Below are 20,033 nucleotides of genomic sequence, written 5' to 3'. Positions count from 1 at the left end.
GGGGCGGGGCGGCGCGGCCGACTCAGCTGGTGCGGCCCTTGGCGTCGAACGCCTTCATGCGGTCGAGCACGCCGTCCGCCGTCGGGCTGAGCATCTCGTCGACGATCCGGCCGTCCGCGAGGAAGATCACCCGGTCCGCGTAGGAGGCGGCCACCGGGTCGTGGGTCACCATGACGACCGTCTGGCCCAGTTCCCGTACGGAATTGCGCAGGAAGCCCAGCACCTCCGCGCCGGAGCGGGAGTCCAGGTTGCCGGTCGGCTCGTCACCGAAGATGATCTCGGGGCGGGAGGCCAGCGCGCGGGCCACGGCGACGCGCTGCTGCTGGCCGCCGGAGAGCTGGGCGGGGCGGTGGCTCAGCCGGCCCGAGAGGCCGATCATGTCGATGACCCGCTCCACCCACTGCTTGTCGGGCTTGCGGCCCGCGATGTCCATCGGCAGCGTGATGTTCTCCAGCGCCGTCAGCGTCGGCAGCAGGTTGAACGCCTGGAAGATGAAGCCGATCTTGTCCCGGCGCAGCTGCGTGAGCTGCTTGTCCTTCAGGCTCCCGAGCTCCGTCTCGCCGAGCCGGACCGAGCCGGAGCTGAAGGAGTCCAGACCGGCGACGCAGTGCATCAGGGTCGACTTGCCGGACCCGGAGGGGCCCATGATCGCGGTGAACTCTCCCTGCCGGAAGTCGACGGTGACCCGGTCCAGGGCGACCACCTGCGTCTCACCCTGTCCGTAGACCTTGGAGAGCTCCGTGGCGCGGGCGGCCACGGCGGTGGCGCGGGGCACGGTGGAGGTGGTTGTCACGAGGGTGACTCCTGTCGGGACGGTGCGTTCGGGAACCACTCCATCGTGTCGAGCGGGACGGCCCCGGACGTCCGTCCACATGCCCGTTCCGGGGGCAGCCTGGAGTCGGACCGGGTGGGCCGCCCCTCCTCCTGAGGTATGACGGCGCCCCTGAGACGCCGTCCCGCGCCCCTCCGTCCCGGTACCCCGTGGGGGAATCCGTCACCGGGCGGCGACTTTCCGTCATTCCCGAGTGTGCGCCTTTGCGCCTGCGAGCCCCGTCACACTTCGTCAGATGGGCCCTCACCTGCACTGACACACCCTCAGGCGTCAATAAAATAAGACAACATCGGGTTGCCGTTCCGCTGAACGAGGGACGCGTCCCGATAGGCTCATGTGCCAACGCGGAGCCGCCCGCCATGCCCGGATGGTGGAATGCAGACACGGCGAGCTTAAACCTCGCTGGCCTTCGGGCCGTACCGGTTCGAGTCCGGTTCCGGGCACAGCTCCCCGTCTCCCGTCCGGTGGCGACCGACGGGTTCCTTAACGATCCTGGAAAGATCCTCCCCGAGCACTAGGGAGATTCTTTTGCTTCCGCATTACTCTTGACGCAAGGCCGCGCAGTGCGGCCATGGAGGAGTGAGATGAGGAGCAGTAACCCGGTCTTCTCGCGACGGGGGTTCAGCCGCGACAACGGCTACGCCGGCTTCAACGCGCAGCAGCCGCAGGCCGGGGGCCCCGCCGTCGGAACGAACCCGTACGCCGAGGGCGCGACGAACCCGTACGCGACGAACCCCTACGCCACCGACCCCCACGCCCCTGGCGCCCAGCTCGGCGCCCCGCCGCAGACCCGCGGCGACGTGATGACGATCGACGACGTCGTGAGCCGTACGGCCATGACGCTCGGCACGGTCGTGCTGACGGCCGTCCTGTCGTGGGTGCTCCTGCCCGTCGACTCGGCGAACATCGGCAAGTCCTACGGCATCGCCATCGGCGCCGCCCTGGTGGCCTTCGTCCTGGCGATGGTGCAGTCCTTCAAGCGCAAGGCCTCGCCGGCCCTGATCCTGGCGTACGCCGCCTTCGAGGGTGTCTTCCTCGGTGTGATCTCCAGCGCCGTCTCCACCTACATCTCCCCGGGTGTGGTGGTCCAGGCGGTCCTGGGCACGATGGCGGTCTTCGCCGGCGTGCTGATCGCCTACAAGATGCGCTGGATCCGTGTCACCCGCCGTTTCTACGGCTTCGTGATCGCGGCCGCCATCGGCTTCATGCTGCTGATGATGGTGAACCTCCTGTTCGCCGTCTTCGGTGGCGGTGACGGCCTGGGCTTCCGCAGCGGCGGCCTCGGCATCCTCTTCGGCGTCATCGGCATCATCCTCGGCGCCTGCTTCCTCGCCCTCGACTTCAAGCAGGTCGAGGACGGCGTGACGTACGGCGCCCCGCGCGAGGAGTCCTGGCTGGCGGCCTTCGGCCTCACCATGACCCTGGTGTGGATCTACCTCGAGATGCTGCGCGTGCTGTCGATCCTCCAGGGCGACGACTGACGCGCCTGCGGGTGCCCGGCACCCGCGTGGTCGTCCGACCGCGCCGGTGACCGTGTGACGAAGGGCCCGCCCGGCTTCTGCCGGGCGGGCCCTTCGCTTTCCGTTTCTCCGCGTCGGCGGGAGGTGGTCAGAGCAGTCTGCGGGCCGCTCGGCGGAGGTCGTACTCGTGGATGATCGCCTTCGCGTGGCTGTACGCGAGGTCGTGTTCGCCCCGGAGCCAGCTGACCTTCTCCTCGAAGCGGACGAGGGAGGGGCCTTCCTCCACGGCGCGAAGCCAGTCGGACACTTCACGACCGGTGCAGTGCGGGATGCGGGCAAGCAGATTTCGGTGGGTCTCTTCGGAGAAGACGTGGGACATCGGCGCCTCCGGACGCGTGTTGCCGTGTGCTCCTTCCCGACACCGTGCCCGAGCGGCGGCCCGTTGGCAACAGTCCCCGGAGGGCGCGTAGGGTCGCGGAGTGCTTGATACGAGTGAACTGACCGCCGCCGTCGAGCGCTTCGCCGACCGGCTGCGGGCCGCCCCGCAGAGCCGCCTCCAGCGCGGCGCCGCCGCCGAGGGACTGGCGCTGGCCAGGGATTTGGCGCACAGGGCCCAGCGGATCGAGGAGCCGGGGACCGCCGGGCGGATCATGCCGGACGCGGGAGTCTTCACCGTCGCCGACCAGCTCGTGGTCGCCGGAAACGATCTGGCGGAGATTCTGCGAACGGCCCCGGAGGGCACCCGCGAAGGGGACCTGAGCGAGGCCGTGGAGGTCGTACGAGAGGCGACGGGGCGGGCGGGGCTGTAGTCCTGGGGTCCCCGCGGGGCGGGGGCCCGGCGCGCGGTGCGCGGCCCCGCCGGGGTGTCGGGGCCGACGGGCCCCGGGCGTCAGAGCGAGGCGATGACGCGGTCCGCCAGGATGTAGACGTTCTCGTCCGCCTCGTCGCCGCAGGAGAACGTCAGGGCGTACGCGCCGGAGACGCCCGAGCCGCCCAGCAGGACGGGCGAGTGACCCGCGCGCAGGGCCTCCGCGAGGCGCTCGGCGGTCTCCCGGTGGCCGGGGGTCATGCACAGCGTGGTGCCGTCGGCGAACACGTACACGTCGAGCGTGCCGAGCGGGCCCGGGCGCACGTCGGTCAGGGCCGTGCCCGTGTTCGCGAGCTGCTCCAGGCGGGACACCGTGCGCTCGTGGTCGGTGACGACGGGTGTCTGGACCGGCACGAAGTCCGGGTGCGAGGGGTGGCGGCGACGGGCCGCGGCCAGCTCGGGGGAGTCCTCGGCGTACTCGTTGAGCTCCGGGAACTCCTCCAGGACGCTCTCCGGGCCGGCGCCGGCGCCGTCCAGGGCGGCGGCCTCGGCCTCCATCGCCTCCAGGGCCATGGCCTCCAGGCCCGCGAAGTCGCTCTGCCGCGGCACGTAGAAGGGGCTGTCCTCCACGGAGCCGGACAGGCCGCCGAGCAGGGAGGGCGCGTCGGCCGCGTCACGGGCCTCCTGCGCGGCCCAGAAGGCGCGCGCCTCGGCCAGCTCGCGCTCGCGCTCCTCGGCGAGCGCCTCGGCGACCGCCGCGCGTATCTCGGAGGCGGGCGTCTGGCGGGCGTGCGGGACGGACACCCCGTGAGCGGCGGTCAGTTCGCTACGCAGAGCGGCGACCTGCTTACGGAGACCGTGGGCGGCGTGCAGGGCGGCGGCGCCCACGGCCGTGGCGGCGGCCGTGGTCACCAGCAGGGCAAGAGACATGGCGCTCACTGACGTACTCCCGATTCGAGACGATCCCCCGACTTCCTACCTCAGCTTGGCGTGGGAGTGCGCTCCCTGTCAGTGCATTACGTCACGAAATGGACAGGTATTTGTGCCCGGTGTTTAGTCCTGAAACGGGTGTGACCTGCGGGAACGACTCTCCCCCGGGACGTAGGTCACATCCTGGGGGAGATTCGGTCACGGCTGGGACGCGGGACGGTTGGATCGGCGCCGGAAGGCCAGGGGAGCGCCGCCGCCGCGCGGAGGGCGGCCGACCCCTACCCTCCGCTACGGCTCAGCTCAGCCGCTCGGTCTCGTGCTCGCGCTGAGCTTCGCCACCGCTGCGGGCAGGCGCCGCCTTCGTGCCTCAGGCGACCCCTACCCTCCGCTACGGCTCAGCTCAGCCGCTCGATGACCATGGCCATGCCCTGGCCGCCGCCCACGCACATCGTCTCCAGACCGAACTGCTTGTCGTGGAACTGGAGGCTATTGATCAGCGTGCCGGTGATGCGGGCGCCGGTCATGCCGAAGGGGTGGCCGACGGCGATGGCGCCGCCGTTGACGTTCACCTTGTCCAGATCCAGACCCAGGTCCTGGTAGGACGGGATGACCTGGGCGGCGAAGGCCTCGTTGATCTCGGCCAGGTCGATGTCGCCCACCGTCAGGCCGGCGCGCTTGAGGGCCTGCTTGGAGGCCTCGACCGGGCCGAGGCCCATGATCTCGGGGGACAGGCCCGAGACGCCGGTGGAGACGATCCGCGCCAGCGGCGTCAGGCCCAGCTCGCGGGCCTTCGTGTCCGACATGATCACGAGCGCGGCGGCGCCGTCGTTGAGCGGGCAGCAGTTGGCCGCGGTGACCAGGCCGTCGGGGCGGAAGACCGGCTTCAGGCCCTGCACGCCCTCCAGCGTGACGCCGGCGCGCGGGCCGTCGTCGGTCGAGACGACGGTCCCGTCCGGGGTCGTCACCGGGGTGATCTCGCGCTCCCAGAAGCCGTTCTTGATGGCCTGCTCGGCCAGGTTCTGCGACCGTACGCCGAACTCGTCCATCTCCTGACGGCTGATGCCCTTGAGCCGGGCCAGGTTCTCGGCGGTCTGGCCCATGGCGATGTACGCGTCGGGGACGACGCCGTCCTCACGCGGGTCGTGCCACGTGGAGCCCTCGGAGGCGGCGACGGCGGCCGTACGGGCCTCGGCCTCGGCGAAGAACGGGTTGTGCGTGTCCGGCAGCGAGTCGGAGTTGCCCTTCACGAAGCGCGACACCATCTCGACGCCCGCCGAGATGAAGACGTCGCCCTCGCCCGCCTTGATGGCGTGCAGCGCCATGCGGGAGGTCTGGAGCGAGGAGGAGCAGTAACGGGTGATCGTGCAGCCGGGGAGGTGGTCCATCCCCATCTGGACGGCGACGATCCGGCCCAGGTTGTTGCCCTGCTCGCCGCCGGGGAGGCCACAGCCGAGCATCAGGTCGTCGATGTCCCGCGGGTCGAGCTCGGGGACCTTGGCCAGGGCGGCCTGGATGATCGTCGCGGTGATGTCGTCGGGGCGCAGGTCCTTCAGGGAGCCCTTGAAGGCCCGGCCGATGGGGGAGCGGGCGGTCGAGACGATGACGGCTTCGGGCATCACGGCTCCATGAGGGTGGCGGTGGTGATTCTGTCAGGACTGAAGGGGAAGTTACCCGTACGTACCGCACGGGTCACCGGCCTGGCCGTGTGATGAGGGCCTCTTTTCTAAGCGAGCGCTCAGTCAAGGCGGGGGGCGGGACGGGCGGCCGAGGGTGCCGGCGGAGGCCGGCCCGGGTGCGGCACCCGCCCTCCGCCGACCTCCCGCCCGACCTGATCATGGCCGATGTACGTCCTCGGAGGACGGCTCCGGCTCCGGCGCGGAGGTCTCCGGCAGGCGCCGCCGACGGCGGTGCTTCAGCAGAGCCCAAGGGGCCCGCGCCCCGGTGACCTCCGTGCCGGCCTCCCTGACCGCCTCCGCGGCCGCCTTCGCCACCGGCAGCATGTTCTCGCGACGGTCCGGCTCCAGGCGGTCGGTTTCCGGCCACACGCCGAGCGCCGCGCACAGCGTCGGCAGGACCGCCATCGCCGCCGTCGCGTAGCCCTCCGCCGACGGATGGAAGTTGTCCACCCCGAACATCTCCCGCGGGTTCGCCGCGAACTCCGGGCCGAGCAGGTCGCCGAGCGACACCGTCCGCCCGCCCTGCTCCACCACGACGATCGTCTGCGCCGCCGCCAACTGCCGCGACACCCGCCGCGCCAGCCAGCGCAAGGGCTGATAGACCGGCTCGATCGTCCCCAGGTCCGGGCAGGTCCCCACCACCACCTCCGCCCCCGCCGTCCGCAGCCGCCGCACCGCCGCCGCCAGATGCCGCACCGACTCCGTCGGCGGCATCCGGTGCGTCACGTCGTTCGCGCCGATCATGATCACGCACACGTCCGGCGGCCCCGTCGCGGCCGACAGCAACAGCGACACCTGACGTTCGAGATCGTCCGACCGCGCCCCGGGCAGGGCGACGTTCCTCAGGTCCACCGGACGCTCCGCCACCGCCGCGAGACCCGACGCCAGCAGCGCCCCCGGCGTCTGACCCGACCGGCGGACCCCCTGACCCGCCGCCGTCGAATCACCCAGAAGGGCCATCCGAAAAGGGGAGGAGCCCGGATCCGAGGTCGCGAACGAACGTCCGTACAGGCCCTCCGTCGCAGGTGGCAGCGGTGCCACCCCGCCACCCACCGACCTCTTCGCCAGCTGCACCTCGGCCAGGAGCACCCCCACCGCCGCCACACCGAGCAGCCCGATGCTCCCGCCGCCGTACGCGGCGCCCGCCGCGATCCGCCGTGCCACCCTCGCCCTCGACATGGGGGCAGTCACCTCCTTCAAGCCGTTCAGGGACTAACTGCCCCGTAACCCGCTCCGACTACGCATACGCTGGCCAACACCATTACGGAGACCCCGGAGATTACGGTGCAATTCCACGACTCGATGATCAGCCTCGTCGGCAACACCCCGCTGGTGAAGCTCAACAACGTCACAGCCGGCATTCAGGCGACCGTCCTGGCCAAGGTCGAGTACTTCAACCCCGGCGGCTCGGTCAAGGACCGCATCGCGGTCCGCATGATCGAAGCCGCCGAGGAGAGCGGTGCTCTCAAGCCCGGCGGGACGATCGTCGAGCCCACGTCCGGCAACACGGGCGTCGGCCTCGCCATCGTGGCCCAGCAGAAGGGCTACAAGTGCATCTTCGTCTGCCCCGACAAGGTGTCCACTGACAAGATCAACGTGCTGCGGGCCTACGGCGCCGAGGTCGTCGTCTGCCCGACCGCCGTCGACCCCGAGCACCCCGACTCGTACTACAACGTCTCGGACCGGCTCGTACGCGAGACCCCCGGCGCCTGGAAGCCCGACCAGTACTCGAACCCGAACAACCCCCGTTCGCACTACGAGACCACCGGCCCCGAGCTCTGGGAGCAGACGGACGGGAAGATCACCCACTTCGTCGCCGGCATCGGCACCGGCGGCACGATCTCCGGCACCGGCAAGTACCTCAAGGAGGTCAGCGGCGGCGCCGTCCAGGTCGTCGGCGCCGACCCCGAGGGCTCGGTCTACTCCGGCGGCTCCGGCCGGCCGTACCTCGTCGAGGGAGTCGGCGAGGACTTCTGGCCCAGCGCCTACGACCGCGACGGCACCGACCGGATCGTCGCCGTGTCCGACAAGGACTCCTTCCAGATGACCCGCCGCCTCGCCAAGGAGGAGGGCCTCCTCGTCGGCGGCTCCTGCGGCATGGCGGTCGTCGCCGCCCTCGAGGTCGCCCGCGAGCTCGGCCCGGACGACATCGTCGTCGTCATCCTGCCCGACTCCGGCCGCGGCTACCTCTCCAAGATCTTCAACGACGAGTGGATGGCCGACTACGGCTTCCTGGAGGACACCGAGTCCGCCACCGTCGCCGACGTGCTCCGCCACAAGGAGGGCAGCCTGCCCTCCCTCGTCCACATGCACCCCGAGGAGACGGTCGGTCAGGCCATCGAGGTCCTGCGGGAGTACGGCGTCTCCCAGATGCCGATCGTCAAGCCGGGCGCCGGCCACCCCGACGTCATGGCCGCGGAGGTCGTCGGCTCCGTCGTCGAACGCGAACTCCTCGACGCCCTCTTCACCAAGCGCGCCTCCCTGGAGGACGCCTTGGAGCGCCACATGAGCCCGCCGCTGCCGCAGGTCGGCTCGGGCGAGCCCGTCGCCGACCTCATGTCCGTACTCGGCGCGGCCGACGCGGCGATCGTGCTGGTCGAAGGCAAGCCGACCGGTGTGGTGAGCCGTCAGGACCTGCTCGCCTTCCTTGCCGGCGGAGGGGTCAAGGGCGTCGCCAAGTAGCCCGTGGGCGGGTGCTCCGGGCGTTCGCGAAAACGGTACGAGCGCGACACGCGACCGCAGCACCCGCTTAACACGCCTCCGGCACATTGGTCGTTGTCGGCGTCAAGGACTACGGAGCGGCTCCCGGACCTCCTCAGCACGCCGCGGACGCGGAGACCGGCCCTGACCCGGACCCGCGTCCCTCGCGGGGACCGCCGTCGTCCCGCCCCCCAGCGATGGGGGTGCGGCGGTCCCCGCGCAAGCTTTTGTTTTCTTGAGGGCTCGGCTCACTCGCCGAGGGGTGCACGGTGTCCGGTGGGCCCTAGAGGTCGTCCTTCTCGCTGCGGAGAGGGAGGCGGTCGCGGAAGGCGTGGACGGCGTTCACGCCCACGATGCCGAGCCAGGTCACGATCAGCCCCTCCAGATGCGCCTGATGGGCGGCGATGGCCGACAGCGGGACGGCGACGATCAGCGAGATGATCCCGAAGCCGAACCGCTCGCCGAAGCCCTCCGTCCCCGAGAGGGCCGCCGAGGGCCCGCCGCGCACCGCCGCCGTGCGCTGCTCCGCCAGCCGACGCCGGACCTGGCGGTCGATCGTGGTGTCCAGGCTCTGCTCCACCTTGCCGAGGAAGGACTCGATCAGGGCGGCCTCGTACTCGGAGCCCAGCTCGCGGCGGGCGTGCAAGGTGGCGTCCAGCTCGTTCTTGAGCTCAGGGTCGCGGGTATCCATGCTCGCCACGGTACGGAGCCACCGGCCGCGGGACAGTGGGGCCAGCCCCCGTCTTTCCTTGCCCTCCTGCATATCCTCATGCAGAGTTCGGGGTGAATGAATACGCGGAAGGGGACGGCGTGAGCGACAGCCCGGCCGGACGGCTGCAGGCGCTCTTCGAGGGCCACCGGCTGACACCGACACAGCGGCGCATCGCGCACTGCATGGTGCGCCGGGCCGCCGACGTGCCCTTCCTGTCCAGCGTGGAGCTCGCCGAGCTGGCCGGCGTCAGCCAGCCCTCCGTCACCCGCTTCGCCGTCGCCCTCGGATTCGACGGCTACCCGGCCCTGCGCCGCCACCTGCGCGAGGTCGCGCCCGCCGAGAAGACCGCGGGCGACCGCAGCGAGCACAACGAGTACCAGCAGGCCGTCCTCGCGGAGATCGAGAACCTGCGCCATCTCGCCGAGCTGCTCGCCGACCCCGGTCCCGTGGAGCGCGCCGGACGGCTCCTCGCCGCCTCCCGGCCGCTGCCGGTGCTCGGGCTGCGCGCCGCCTCCTCGCAGGCCCGGGGCTTCGCGTACTTCGCCGCCAAGGTCCACCCGGACGTCCGCCTCCTCGACGAGGGCGGCTCCATGCTCACCGACCGCATCGACGCGGCCGTACGGGCCGGCGCCACGGCCCTGCTCTGCTTCGCGCTGCCCCGCCATCCGCGAGAGGTCGTCGAGACCCTCGCGTACGCGCGGGACGCCGGGCTGACCGTCGTGACGGTCGCCGAGTCGGCGTTCGCGCCCGTCGCCGCCCACAGCGACCTGCTGATCCCGGCCGCCGTCGGCACCGGCCTCGCCTTCGACACGGCGTGCGCCCCGATGCTGCTCGGCCGGGTGCTCCTGGAGGCCATGGCGGACGAACTGCCCGACGCCCAGGCGCGTCTCGAGGAGTTCGACACGAAGGCGGCGGTCCGCGGCCTCTTCGTGGAGTGAGCCGATCAGACATCCAGTTCGGCCTCGATCTTCTTCAGCTGGTGCCGTGCCATCGCCAGGTTCGCCCGGTCCTTGCTCAGCGCCAGGTACAGGAAGAGGCCGTTGGTGCCCCGCCCCTTCAGCAGCCGGATCAGGTGGTACTGGGTGCCGAGGGTGATCAGGATGTCCTCGATGTCCTCCTGGAGGCCGAGCATCTCCATCGTCCTGACCTTGGCACGGACGACGTCGGTGTTTCCGGCGGCGGCCACGGTGAGGTCCAGGTCCTTGCCGCCGCCGATCGTGCCGAGGGCCATGCCGCTGGTGTAGTCGACGAGCGCGGCGCCGATCGCTCCGTCGATGGACGCGGCTTCCTTGAGGGCGGTCTCGGTGTTCGCCATGGGTGGGTACTTCCTTTTCGTATCCGGATGGGGTTGCGGGGGATGGGTCGGGATGTCGCTAAGAGGGGTGCCCGTTCGTGTCCTTGCGTTCCAGCGCCTCGTCGACGAGCTCGCCGATCCGCGCGCTGGAGCGCCGGGCCTCCAGGTGCAGCCGGCCCACGTTGATCCTGGGTTCGGCGAGCAGGGTGAGGACGGCGGAGCCGCCCGCCGCGTACGTGGCGACGTAGCCGCGCTCGCCCCGGACGAGCAGTTCGCGGAAAGCGCCCTGGCCGGTGGAGTCGGTGAGCCGCTGCGCGACGCCGAGGGCGGCCGCGGTCAGCGCCGCCACCCCCTCCGCCTCCGTGTCGACCGTGTCCTGCGCGAGCACCAGCCCGTCGGCGCTGGCGGCGAGTGCGCCGGTCAGCTGGGGCAGCCGGGCCCGCAGCCGTCTCAGCTCGCCGAGTACCTCGGCTTCTGCCGTCATCAGCTGTCTCCTCTCGGCGCGCAGGCGCAGGGCACGCCTCATCACAGGCTTGCCTCCAGGGCGTCACGGAGCCGGCGCAGCAGGGCGATGTCGGGGTCGGCCGCGAGATCGCCGACCCAGGTCGGGACGGTGGGTGGGGCGGCCGGCGGGGATTCGAGGGGGGTCTCGACGAGACCGGCGGCCGCGAGGCGCCGCACGTCGAGCAGTGTGTGGAACGCCGGGCGCCCGAGCGCCCGGGCGATGTCCGCGGGCGTGCGCGCCCCGTCGGCGGCGGCCAGCAGGGCCCGCTGGCGCGGGCTCACCGTCTGACCGGGAGAGGCGGGGCGGGGCACGACCGCGGTCCTGTCGACGGCGGCGTACGGCCAGACGGCGTCGAGCAGTTCACGCCGGCGTACGGTCTCGCGCTCGACGGCCTCGGCGGAGACCGGCCGCACCGTGCCGAACCAGTGCGCCACCCCGTACCGGAAGCGGGTCGGGCCGCTGCCGGGGGCGAGCACGAAGAAGGCCGCGTCGAAGACGGCGCCGAGGTGGCAGATCTCCAGCTCACCGTCGCCCAGCCGGCCGCTGTCGACCAGGAACCTGCCGACCTGGCGGCGGGCCCCGGCGCGGTCCACGGCCTCGTCCCAGCCCTCGCGGGGCAGTCGGCCGGCGGCGGTCAGCAGCACGTCGAGGCCGGGCGAGGCCGGGCTCTCGGCGTGCACTACCCGGCCGTCGACGAGGTAGAGCGTGCCGTGGTCGCGCAGCAGGGCGCCGGTGGCGCGCTCGGAGGCGAGGCGGGTGAGCATCGGTGAGACGGTCATCCGAGGACCAGCCTCTCGGCGAGGTCGCGCAGCCGGATCCTGGCGAGGGCCAGGTTGCCGGTGTCGCGGTCGAGCCACAGGTGGAGGAAGACGCTGCTGTCGAAGGACGTCTCGACGAAGCGCAGGACGTGGTAGCCGCCGCGGGTGGTGACGATCAGGTCCTCGACGGGCGGCCCCTTGGGCGAGGAGGACTCGGTCGGGGCGCCGGGGGCGGGAGCGGTGGCGAAGGAGTCGTACTCGGCGGCGGCGCGCGCCAGTTCGGCCGTCTCGGCGGCGGTCGTCTCGTGGTCGCCGACCGGCGATTCGCCCGCCGTGCCGAGCGCGAGGCCGCTGGTCCAGTCGACCAGCGAGGCCCCTCGGGCGCCCGGCAGGGTCATGGCTTCCAGCAGGCACTCGTCGATTCCGGGCACGCGGACTCCCCTCCCGATGCGGCGTGCGGACGTACGGCAGTGACCGTGACGTTACTGAACGTCGCGGGCCTCGGTCAGGCGTTCTGGCATTTTCCATCGGAACATGCCGCCCTCCCGATCGTTATGCCGTCCTGCGCGGCCTCGCGACGCCCGCCCCCGGGGCCGGGGGGGCTCGCCCCGCGGCCCCGGGAGCGCCCGCTCAGTCCTCCCGCCGGATCCGCAGCACGGCCTTGTTGACCGCCCACAGACCGATGCCGATGGCCACCAGCACTCCGGCCCGGATGTACACGTCCGCCGACCGGTCCGCGAGCGGGCCGGCCAGGATGACCGAGGTGATGGCGCCGACCACGGGAAGCGCCGTCGGGGTACGGAAATGAGCATGCTCCACCCGGTCCTTGCGCAGCACGAGAACGGCGATGTTGACCACCGCGAAGACGCACAGCAGGAGGAACGCCGTGGTGTCGCCGAGGCCCTCGATCTCTCCCGTGCAGACCAGGCCGATGGCGAGGAGGGTGACGAACACGATCCCGCTGAGGGGCGTGCGCCGGTGCTTCAGGACCTTGCCCATGACCCGGGGCAGGATCCTCTCGTTGGCGAGGCCGTAGCAGAGCCGGGACGCCATCATGATGTTGATGAGCGCGGAGTTGGTGACCGCGAACAGCGCGATCAGCGCGAAGAGTTTCGGCGGGAAGTCGACCCCGCCGGCCTTCACGACCTCGAGGAGCGGGCCGCTGGACCTCTCCAGGGTCTCGTGGTCGACGAGGAGCGAGGAGACCAGGGCGACCAGGACGTAGACGGTGCCGGTGACGGCCACGCCGGTGAAGATGGCCCGCGGGAAGGTGCGGACCGGATCCCGGGTCTCCTCGGCCATGTTGACGGAGTCCTCGAAGCCGACGAAGGCGAAGAAGCCGAGCGCGGTGGCGCCAAGCACGCTGGTCATCAGGGCGTAGCCGCCTCCCGACGCCTCGAACTCGCCGAGCCGGGACGGCTCTCCGTCGCCCGTGAGCACCGCCCAGGCGCCGATCCCGAGGATGACGAGGAGGCCGCTCAGCTCCACGAGGGTGAGCACGACGTTGGTCTTCACCGACTCCGACACCCCGCGCAGCGCGAGGCAGGCGAGGGCGACGAGGAAGACGATGGCGATGAGGGTGGGCGGGATCGCGTCGGTGAACTCGTGGAAGTAGTCCCCGCTGAACGCCCGGGCCGCCGCGCTCGCGGAGGAGAGGCCCGAGCACATCACCATGAAGGCGACGATGAAGGTGAGGAAGGGGACCTTGAACGCCTTCTGGGTGTAGAGCGCGGCGCCGGCCGCCTTCGGGTACTTGCCGACGAGTTCGACGTACGAGGCGGCGGTGAGCAGCGCGACGACGAAGCCGATCGCGAACGGCAGCCAGAGCGCGCCGCCGACCTTGCCCGCGACCTTGCCGGTCGTGGCGTAGATGCCGGTGCCCAGAATGTCGCCGATGACGAACAGGATCAGCAGCTTGGGCCCGATCACCCTTTTGAGGGCGGGCTGTTGGGACGCGTCTGCGGCCATGGGGACCCCTTTCCCGTGAGCGATGGGATGGTCCCTGCCCCCAGGGCCGTGATCTGATGCCGGGCGATCCGATGCCCGGCGACCCGTTTGCCGGCGCCCTGCCGCGCGTACCGGGCCGGGCGTCCCGCCCTGCCGCGCGCGCGTACGGGTCCGGACGGCCCGTCCTGTCACCCGTACGGACCCGGGCGCCCGCCCCGCCGTGTCGCGCGTACGGGCTCAGGCGCGGCGTTCCACGGAGGCGGCCACGTCGTCGAGGTCCTTGGCGAGGGCTCGGCTCACGGCCTTGGCGCCGAGGCCGCCGAGGAGGCGGGCGAGCAGGCCCGTCGAGCGGCCGGCGGCGGGAGTGGCCGAGAAGGTCATCCGTACCGTCGTCGCCCCGGCGCCGTCCGGCCTGAGCGCGATCTCCGAGACGTAGTGCATGCCGTGGGAGTCGGCCACCGTGACGTACCGGTCGGGCGGCTCGCTCTCGGTCACGGTCATCTCCTCCGTGGCCGCCTTGCCGAGCATCGTGCGGGTCTCCCGCCAGCGGGTGCCGACCCCGAAGCCGCCCTCGGTCAGCACCTCGACCCGGTCGACGCCGCCGAGGATCCGCTCCCAGCTCTTGAGGTCGGTCAGCGTCTCCCAGACCGGCCCGGGAGACGCCTGGATCCGGCGTTCGACGACGACGCTCTTGGTAGCCATGGGTCCATGGAAACACCGGGCACCGGCGCCCGCTCCCGTTGCTACGGCAGCAGGGCGTCGGGCCGGTCCCCGCCGGACTCGGCGACGATCTCGTCGAGCGTCTGGGGCCTGCGGACGGTCGTGAAGGAGACGGCGCCCTCCTCGTCGACGGTGAATCCGTGGATACCGGGCCGGGGCAGGCTGTTGTAGGCGTAGTGGTGGGCGAAGTAGTACGCGCCGGTGTCCGGCACGGCGACGATGTCCCGGGGCCGCAGGAGCGGCAGTGCCCGGCCGACGGCGAGCATGTCGCCGGCGAAGCAGGCGGGCCCGGCCACGTCCTGGACGACGTCCTGCGGGACGTTCGGGCCGGTGCGGGGCCTGCCGTCGGCGTCGTAGGCGAGGACGCGCAGCGGCCAGGACTCGGGGGCGTAGACCGTGCGGGTGGCGACCTGGACCCCGGCGTGGGTGACGGCGATGGGCCGCCCGCCGGAGGTCTTGGTGTACTCCACACGGGCCAGGATCGTGCCGTGCTTGGCCAGCAGGGACCGGCCGAACTCGGTCACGAGGGCGTAGCGCCCGTCGAGGAGGTCCGGGGCGGTCGCGGCGAGCAGCCGGGCGTATTCCGCGTAGGTCGGGGTCTCCTCGTCGGAGGAGAAGTTCACGGGCAGCCCGCCGCCGATGTCGAGGGTGTCGATCTGCTGCCGTCCGGCCTTGGCGTTGATCTCCTCGGCCAGCGTGTGGGCGGCGGCGACCCCTTCGGCCATCAGGGCGAGCGGGATGCCCTGGGAGCCGGTGTGGGTGTGCAGCCGGCTCATCCAGGGCCGGTCGAGGTACGCCTGGACGACGGCCTCGCGGGCGCCTTCGTCGCGCAGCGCGACCCCGAACTTGGAGGTGGCCGTCGCGGTGGACAGGGCGCCGATCGAACCGGCCCCGATCTGCGGGTTCACCCGCAGGCCGATCGGGCTCGCCGTCGGGGCGGAGGCGACGAGCGCGTCGATCCGGGCCAGCTCCTGCAGGTTGTCGGCGTTGACGGCGATGCCCAGGGCGAGTGCCTGGCGCAGGTCGGCGGGGGTCTTGGCGGGGGAGTCGAGGACGGTCCGGGCCGCCGGGACGCCGGCCGCCCGGGCCAGGGCCAGCTCGCCGGGGCTCGCGACCTCGGCGCCGAGCCCGGCGTCGTGCAGCAGGCGCAGGACCGGCACGAGCGGGGCGGCCTTCACGGCGAAGGCGTGCAGGACGGGGGCGTCGGTGACGGCGGCGAAAGCGGCGACGAGGGCGGCGGCGGAGGCGCGGACGCCCGCGGTGTCGAGGAGGGCGACGATCTGCTGCGAGGGGTCGGTGGGGGAGAGGAGGCCTTGCTCGACGGCGGCACGGACGGCCTGATCGCGACGGTGGGAAGCCATGACCCCATCCCACCACCGGGAGGTGGGCGGACGCAGCTGTTGACTACAGATATTCAGCAGTCCAGGATGTGAATAACTGAATCACATCGGAGGAGGCTGCCCCATGTCAGGACCCCGCCCCGTACGGGCCCCGCGCGGTACGGAACTGAGCGCCCTGGGATGGCAGCAGGAGGCTGCCCTCCGCATGCTGCAGAACAATCTCGACCCCGAGGTCGCCGAGCACCCCGACAAGCTGGTGGTCTACGGCGGCACCGGCAAGGCCGCCCGCGACTGGCGCTCCTTCGACGCCATGGTCCGCACGCTGCGCACGCTGAAGCAGGACGAGACGATGCTGGTCCAGTCCGGCCGTCCCGTCGGCGTCATGCAGACGCACGAGTGGGCGCCGCGCGTGCTCATCGCCAACTCCAACCTGGTCGGCGACTGGGCGAACTGGGAGGAGTTCCGGCGCCTGGAGCAGCTGGGGCTCACCATGTACGGCCAGATGACGGCCGGGTCGTGGATCTACATCGGTACGCAGGGCATCCTCCAGGGCACCTACGAGACCTTCGCGGCCGTGGCGGCGAAGAAGTTCGGCGGCACCCTCGCCGGCACCATCACGCTGACCGCCGGCCTCGGCGGCATGGGCGGCGCCCAGCCGCTCGCCGTGACGATGAACGACGGCGTCGCGATCTGCATCGACGTCGACCCGCGCGCCATCGAGCGCCGCATCGAGCACCGCTACCTCGACGTCAAGGCCGACGACCTCGCCCACGCGCTCGCGCTGGCGACCGAGGCGCGCGACGCCCGCCGCCCGCTCTCCATCGGCCTCCTCGGCAACGCGGCCGACCTGCTGCCGCGGATGCTCGCCGAGGGCGCCCCGATCGACATCGTCACCGACCAGACCTCGGCCCACGACCCGCTCTCCTACCTGCCGGTCGGCGTCGCCTTCGACGACATGGCCGCGTACGCCGCCAAGGACCCGGCGGGCTTCACGACCCGGGCCCGCGAGTCGATGGCCCGGCACGTCGAGGCCATGGTCGGCTTCATGGACGCGGGCGCCGAGGTCTTCGACTACGGCAACTCGATCCGCGGCGAGGCCCAGCTGGCCGGATACGACCGGGCGTTCGCCTTCCCCGGCTTCGTCCCCGCCTACATCCGCCCCCTCTTCTGCGAGGGCAAGGGCCCCTTCCGCTGGGCGGCGCTCTCGGGCGAGGCGTCGGACATCGCCAAGACCGACAAGGCCATGCTGGAGCTCTTCCCGGAGAACGAGTCCCTCCACCGCTGGATCAAGATGGCCGGCGAGCGGGTCCACTTCCAGGGCCTGCCGGCCCGCATCTGCTGGCTCGGCTACGGCGAGCGCGACCGGGCAGGCGAGCGCTTCAACGACATGGTCGCCTCCGGCGAGCTCGCCGCCCCCCTCGCCATCGGCCGCGACCACCTCGACTGCGGCTCGGTCGCCTCCCCGTACCGCGAGACCGAGGCGATGCTCGACGGCTCGGACGCCATCGCCGACTGGCCGCTCCTGAACGCCATGGTCAACGTCGCCTCCGGCGCCTCCTGGGTCTCCCTCCACCACGGCGGCGGCGTCGGCATGGGCCGCTCCATCCACGCCGGACAGGTCACCGTCGCCGACGGCACCCCCCTGGCCGGCGAGAAGATCCGCCGCGTCCTCACGAACGACCCCGGCATGGGCGTCATCCGCCACGTCGACGCCGGCTACGACATCGCCGAGTCCGTCGCGGACGACAAGGGCGTACGGGTCCCCATGCGCGAGGACGGCTCCGCGTGAGCGACTCCTTCCACGCCATGTGGCGCTCGCTGCGGCCCATCGGCCGCAGCGACGCCTCCGGGGGCTACCGCCGCTACGCCTGGACCGGCGCCGACGCCGACTGCCGGCTCTGGTTCCGGATGCAGGCGGAGGCCCGCCGGCTGAACTACGAGGTCGACCGGAACGGCAACCAGTGGGCCTGGCTCGGCGACCCGGCGGCCGGTGACGCCGTCGTCACCGGCTCGCACCTGGACTCCGTCCCCGACGGCGGTGCCTTCGACGGCCCCCTCGGCGTCGTGTCCTCCTTCGCCGCGCTCGACGAGCTCCGCAGCCGCAAGGCGCGGTTCAAGCGGCCCTTCGCCATCGTCAACTTCGGCGACGAGGAAGGCGCCCGCTTCGGTCTCGCCTGCGTCGGCTCCCGGCTCGCCGCCGGCCGGCTGACCAAGGAGCAGGCGTACCGGCTCCGCGACGCCGACGGCGTCACGCTCCCGCAGGCGATGGAGGCCGCCGGCCACGACCCCGAGGCCATCGGACCCGACCCCGAGCGCCTCGCGCGGATCGGCGCGTTCGTCGAACTCCACGTCGAGCAGGGCCGCGCCCTGGACCTCTCCGGCGACGCCGTCGGCATCGCCTCCGCGATCTGGCCGCACGGCCGCTGGCGGTACGACTTCGCCGGCGAGGCCAACCACGCCGGCACCACCCGCCTCGTCGACCGCCGCGACCCGATGCTCACCTACGCCGAGACCGTCCTCGCCGCCCGGCGCGAGGCCGAACTCGCCGGCGCCGTCGCCACCTTCGGCAAGATCGCCGTCGAGCCGAACGGGGTCAACGCCATCCCCTCGCTCGTCCGCGGCTGGCTCGACGCCCGCGCCGCCGACCAGGATTCCCTGGACACCGTCACGGCCGGCATCGAGACCGCCGCCCGCGACCACGCCACCCGCCACGGCATCGATCTCACCGTCGTCCGGGAGTCCTTCACCCCGGTCGTGGAGTTCGCCCACGCGCTCAGGGACGAGCTGGCCGGAATCCTCGGGGAGAAGACCCCCGTCCTCGGCACGGGCGCGGGACACGACGCGGGAATCCTCTCGGACTCCCTCCCGACCGCCATGCTGTTCGTACGGAACCCCACGGGCGTCTCGCACTCCCCGGCCGAGTTCGCGGCCGAGGACGACTGCGTGGCCGGGGTCCTCGCACTCGCCGACGTACTGGAAGGACTGGCGTGCAGCTGAGCACCGGCGCGCGGACGACGTACTGGCTGGAGCACGCCTGGCTCGACACGAACGTCGAGCCGGGCGTGGCCCTGGAGGTGGCGGACGGCCGGATCGCGGCGGTCCGCACCGGGGCCGGCGCCCCGCCGCCCGGCGCCGTCGTCCTGCGCGGCCTGACCGTCCCCGGCCTCGCCAACGCCCACTCGCACGCCTTCCACCGGGCCCTGCGCGGGACCGTCCAGGTCGGCTCCGGCACCTTCTGGACCTGGCGCGAGGTGATGTACCAGGTCGCCTCCCGGCTGACCCCGGAGACCTACCACGCCCTCGCCCGCGCCGTGTACGCCGAGATGGCGCTGGCCGGCATCACCGCCGTCGGGGAGTTCCACTACCTCCACCACGCGCCCGGCGGCACCCCCTACGCCGACCCCAACGCCATGGGCGAGGCCCTGATCGCCGCGGCCGCCGAAGCCGGCATCCGCATCACCCTCCTCGACACCGCCTACCTCTCCTCCGGCTTCGGCGCGGCCCCCGACCGGCACCAGCTCCGCTTCTCCGACGGCACGGCGGACGCCTGGGCGGAGCGCGTGTCGCTGCTGAAGGAGCGCGCGGGCGGCGGCGTCCGGATCGGGGCGGCCATCCACTCCGTACGGGCCGTCCCCGCCGGCCAGCTGGCCACGGTGGCCTCCTGGGCCCGGGAGCGGGGCGCGCCCCTGCACGTCCACCTCTCGGAGCAGACGGCCGAGAACGACGCCTGCCTCGCCGCCCACGGCCGCACCCCGACGCAGCTGCTCGCCGACCACGGCGTGCTGGGCCCGCTGACGACCGGCGTCCACAACACCCACCTCACCGACGCCGACATCGCGCTGCTCGGCTCCACGACGACCGGCACCTGCATGTGCCCGACGACCGAACGCGACCTCGCGGACGGCATCGGCCCGGCCGTCGCCCTCCAGCGGGCGGGCTCGCCGCTGTCGCTCGGCAGCGACAGCCACGCGGTCATCGACCTCCTGGAGGAGGCCAGGGCCATGGAGCTGAACGAGCGCCTGCGCACCCGCACCCGCGGCCACTGGACGGCCGCCGCCCTGCTGCGGGCCGCCTCGGCCGACGGCCAAGCGGCCCTCGGCTGGAGCGAGGCCGGCCGCCTGGAGGCGGGCGCCCTCGCCGACTTCACGACGATCGCCCTGGACTCCGTCAGGACAGCGGGACCGGTGCCGCGTCTGGCAGCCGAGACGGCGGTATTCGCAGCGTCGGCAGCGGACGTCCGGCACACGGTCGTCGCGGGACGGCCCGTCGTGGTCGACGGGGTGCACCAGTCCGTCCCGGACGTCCCCCGGGCCCTCGCCGACTCGATCGCCGCCCTGCGCGGCTGAAGGAG

General features: G+C 72.2%; 20 protein-coding genes and 1 tRNA gene. 8 read left to right on the top strand and 13 right to left on the bottom strand.

The annotated features are described in order from the left end of the window. Nucleotides 1-22 precede the first annotated feature (22 nt). Complete coding sequence (locus ACZ68P_RS30955; protein WP_471012132.1) at nucleotides 23-757, bottom strand: ABC transporter ATP-binding protein; 735 nt, start codon at nucleotides 755-757, stop codon at nucleotides 23-25. Between the two features lie 436 nt (nucleotides 758-1,193). Here ACZ68P_RS30955 and ACZ68P_RS30950 point away from each other — a divergent pair. Next, nucleotides 1,194-1,275: transfer RNA gene (locus ACZ68P_RS30950), tRNA-Leu, on the top strand. Nucleotides 1,276-1,416: 141 nt separating this feature from the next. Next, nucleotides 1,417-2,313, top strand: coding sequence for a Bax inhibitor-1/YccA family protein (locus ACZ68P_RS30945; protein ID WP_471012018.1), 897 nt, complete (start codon nucleotides 1,417-1,419; stop codon nucleotides 2,311-2,313). Between the two features lie 127 nt (nucleotides 2,314-2,440). On the opposite strand, the gene ACZ68P_RS30940 is transcribed toward ACZ68P_RS30945, so the two are convergent. Beyond that, nucleotides 2,441-2,671 (bottom strand): DUF4287 domain-containing protein, encoded by a 231-nt coding sequence (locus tag ACZ68P_RS30940; protein WP_365715911.1) that lies wholly within the window; start codon nucleotides 2,669-2,671, stop codon nucleotides 2,441-2,443. A 100-nt stretch (nucleotides 2,672-2,771) separates the two neighbouring features. Here ACZ68P_RS30940 and ACZ68P_RS30935 point away from each other — a divergent pair, with 100 nt between their 5' ends. After that, nucleotides 2,772-3,101 (top strand): hypothetical protein, encoded by a 330-nt coding sequence (locus ACZ68P_RS30935; protein WP_471012014.1) that lies wholly within the window; start codon nucleotides 2,772-2,774, stop codon nucleotides 3,099-3,101. 80 nt (nucleotides 3,102-3,181) lie between these two features. On the opposite strand, the gene ACZ68P_RS30930 is transcribed toward ACZ68P_RS30935, so the two are convergent. From ACZ68P_RS30930 to ACZ68P_RS30920, 3 genes are all read right to left on the bottom strand, one after another. Continuing rightward, complete coding sequence (locus tag ACZ68P_RS30930) at nucleotides 3,182-4,030, bottom strand: hypothetical protein (protein WP_471012131.1); 849 nt, start codon at nucleotides 4,028-4,030, stop codon at nucleotides 3,182-3,184. A gap of 395 nt (nucleotides 4,031-4,425) precedes the next feature. After that, nucleotides 4,426-5,646: an acetyl-CoA C-acetyltransferase gene (locus ACZ68P_RS30925; RefSeq protein WP_365715914.1), complete on the bottom strand. Its 1,221-nt coding sequence runs from the start codon at nucleotides 5,644-5,646 to the stop codon at nucleotides 4,426-4,428. A gap of 216 nt (nucleotides 5,647-5,862) precedes the next feature. Next, nucleotides 5,863-6,870 (bottom strand): SGNH/GDSL hydrolase family protein, encoded by a 1,008-nt coding sequence (locus tag ACZ68P_RS30920; RefSeq protein WP_471012129.1) that lies wholly within the window; start codon nucleotides 6,868-6,870, stop codon nucleotides 5,863-5,865. Between the two features lie 120 nt (nucleotides 6,871-6,990). Between ACZ68P_RS30920 and ACZ68P_RS30915 the strand changes: the two genes are divergently transcribed. Beyond that, nucleotides 6,991-8,388: a cystathionine beta-synthase gene (locus ACZ68P_RS30915; protein ID WP_471012012.1), complete on the top strand. Its 1,398-nt coding sequence runs from the start codon at nucleotides 6,991-6,993 to the stop codon at nucleotides 8,386-8,388. Nucleotides 8,389-8,689: 301 nt separating this feature from the next. Here ACZ68P_RS30915 and ACZ68P_RS30910 read toward each other — a convergent pair whose 3' ends face one another. Next, complete coding sequence (locus ACZ68P_RS30910) at nucleotides 8,690-9,097, bottom strand: hypothetical protein (protein WP_471012011.1); 408 nt, start codon at nucleotides 9,095-9,097, stop codon at nucleotides 8,690-8,692. A gap of 119 nt (nucleotides 9,098-9,216) precedes the next feature. Here ACZ68P_RS30910 and ACZ68P_RS30905 point away from each other — a divergent pair, with 119 nt between their 5' ends. Further along, entirely contained in the window at nucleotides 9,217-10,056 is an 840-nt protein-coding gene (locus ACZ68P_RS30905; protein ID WP_471012009.1) for a MurR/RpiR family transcriptional regulator, read from the top strand. A gap of 5 nt (nucleotides 10,057-10,061) precedes the next feature. On the opposite strand, the gene ACZ68P_RS30900 is transcribed toward ACZ68P_RS30905, so the two are convergent. From ACZ68P_RS30900 to ACZ68P_RS30870, 7 genes are all read right to left on the bottom strand, one after another. Beyond that, the gene (locus tag ACZ68P_RS30900) at nucleotides 10,062-10,433 is read right to left on the bottom strand and encodes a hypothetical protein (RefSeq protein ID WP_365715918.1); all 372 of its coding nucleotides are present in this window, start codon (nucleotides 10,431-10,433) and stop codon (nucleotides 10,062-10,064) included. 58 nt (nucleotides 10,434-10,491) lie between these two features. Further along, nucleotides 10,492-10,896 carry a roadblock/LC7 domain-containing protein gene (locus ACZ68P_RS30895; RefSeq protein ID WP_365715919.1) on the bottom strand — a complete coding sequence of 135 codons (405 nt, stop codon included), beginning with the start codon at nucleotides 10,894-10,896 and terminating at the stop codon, nucleotides 10,492-10,494. Between the two features lie 41 nt (nucleotides 10,897-10,937). Further along, nucleotides 10,938-11,696 (bottom strand): transcriptional regulator, encoded by a 759-nt coding sequence (locus tag ACZ68P_RS30890; protein WP_471012005.1) that lies wholly within the window; start codon nucleotides 11,694-11,696, stop codon nucleotides 10,938-10,940. Further along, nucleotides 11,693-12,106: a hypothetical protein gene (locus ACZ68P_RS30885; protein WP_471012003.1), complete on the bottom strand. Its 414-nt coding sequence runs from the start codon at nucleotides 12,104-12,106 to the stop codon at nucleotides 11,693-11,695. Before ACZ68P_RS30885 ends, ACZ68P_RS30890 begins: the two co-directional genes overlap by 4 nt. Before the next feature lie 199 nt (nucleotides 12,107-12,305). Then, nucleotides 12,306-13,643: an APC family permease gene (locus tag ACZ68P_RS30880; protein ID WP_471012002.1), complete on the bottom strand. Its 1,338-nt coding sequence runs from the start codon at nucleotides 13,641-13,643 to the stop codon at nucleotides 12,306-12,308. Between the two features lie 216 nt (nucleotides 13,644-13,859). Next, entirely contained in the window at nucleotides 13,860-14,324 is a 465-nt protein-coding gene (locus ACZ68P_RS30875) for an SRPBCC family protein (protein WP_471011999.1), read from the bottom strand. 41 nt (nucleotides 14,325-14,365) lie between these two features. Then, entirely contained in the window at nucleotides 14,366-15,703 is a 1,338-nt protein-coding gene (locus tag ACZ68P_RS30870; protein WP_471011995.1) for a type III PLP-dependent enzyme domain-containing protein, read from the bottom strand. A gap of 103 nt (nucleotides 15,704-15,806) precedes the next feature. Here ACZ68P_RS30870 and hutU point away from each other — a divergent pair, with 103 nt between their 5' ends. Genes hutU through ACZ68P_RS30855 form a run of 3 tightly spaced genes read left to right on the top strand, consistent with a single transcriptional unit; the run spans nucleotide 15,807 to nucleotide 20,028 of the window. Beyond that, a complete protein-coding gene (gene hutU, locus ACZ68P_RS30865; RefSeq protein WP_471011994.1) occupies nucleotides 15,807-17,471 on the top strand; it encodes a urocanate hydratase in 1,665 nt (554 codons plus the stop codon). 17 nt (nucleotides 17,472-17,488) lie between these two features. Continuing rightward, entirely contained in the window at nucleotides 17,489-18,679 is a 1,191-nt protein-coding gene (locus tag ACZ68P_RS30860) for an allantoate amidohydrolase (protein WP_471012128.1), read from the top strand. Next, nucleotides 18,670-20,028, top strand: coding sequence for a formimidoylglutamate deiminase (locus tag ACZ68P_RS30855; protein WP_471011993.1), 1,359 nt, complete (start codon nucleotides 18,670-18,672; stop codon nucleotides 20,026-20,028). The genes ACZ68P_RS30860 and ACZ68P_RS30855 overlap by 10 nt, the downstream gene beginning before the upstream one ends. Nucleotides 20,029-20,033 lie beyond the last annotated feature (5 nt).

Source organism: Streptomyces sp. NPDC036822 (genome assembly GCF_055609145.1).
The sequence above is the reverse complement of the archived record's forward strand: the minus strand, read 5'-3'. Positions and strand labels throughout refer to the sequence as shown.

Coding starts and splice junctions, on each gene's coding strand:
- ACZ68P_RS30945 (WP_471012018.1), top strand. CDS start 1,417: ATGAGGAGCAGTAACCCGGTCTTCTCGCGACGGGGGTTCAGCCGCGAC.
- ACZ68P_RS30940 (WP_365715911.1), bottom strand. CDS start 2,671: ATGTCCCACGTCTTCTCCGAAGAGACCCACCGAAATCTGCTTGCCCGC.
- ACZ68P_RS30930 (WP_471012131.1), bottom strand. CDS start 4,030: ATGTCTCTTGCCCTGCTGGTGACCACGGCCGCCGCCACGGCCGTGGGC.
- ACZ68P_RS30925 (WP_365715914.1), bottom strand. CDS start 5,646: ATGCCCGAAGCCGTCATCGTCTCGACCGCCCGCTCCCCCATCGGCCGG.
- ACZ68P_RS30910 (WP_471012011.1), bottom strand. CDS start 9,097: ATGGATACCCGCGACCCTGAGCTCAAGAACGAGCTGGACGCCACCTTG.
- ACZ68P_RS30900 (WP_365715918.1), bottom strand. CDS start 10,433: ATGGCGAACACCGAGACCGCCCTCAAGGAAGCCGCGTCCATCGACGGA.
- ACZ68P_RS30895 (WP_365715919.1), bottom strand. CDS start 10,896: ATGACGGCAGAAGCCGAGGTACTCGGCGAGCTGAGACGGCTGCGGGCC.
- ACZ68P_RS30890 (WP_471012005.1), bottom strand. CDS start 11,696: ATGACCGTCTCACCGATGCTCACCCGCCTCGCCTCCGAGCGCGCCACC.
- ACZ68P_RS30880 (WP_471012002.1), bottom strand. CDS start 13,643: ATGGCCGCAGACGCGTCCCAACAGCCCGCCCTCAAAAGGGTGATCGGG.
- ACZ68P_RS30875 (WP_471011999.1), bottom strand. CDS start 14,324: ATGGCTACCAAGAGCGTCGTCGTCGAACGCCGGATCCAGGCGTCTCCC.
- ACZ68P_RS30870 (WP_471011995.1), bottom strand. CDS start 15,703: ATGGCTTCCCACCGTCGCGATCAGGCCGTCCGTGCCGCCGTCGAGCAA.
- hutU (WP_471011994.1), top strand. CDS start 15,807: ATGTCAGGACCCCGCCCCGTACGGGCCCCGCGCGGTACGGAACTGAGC.
- ACZ68P_RS30860 (WP_471012128.1), top strand. CDS start 17,489: ATGTGGCGCTCGCTGCGGCCCATCGGCCGCAGCGACGCCTCCGGGGGC.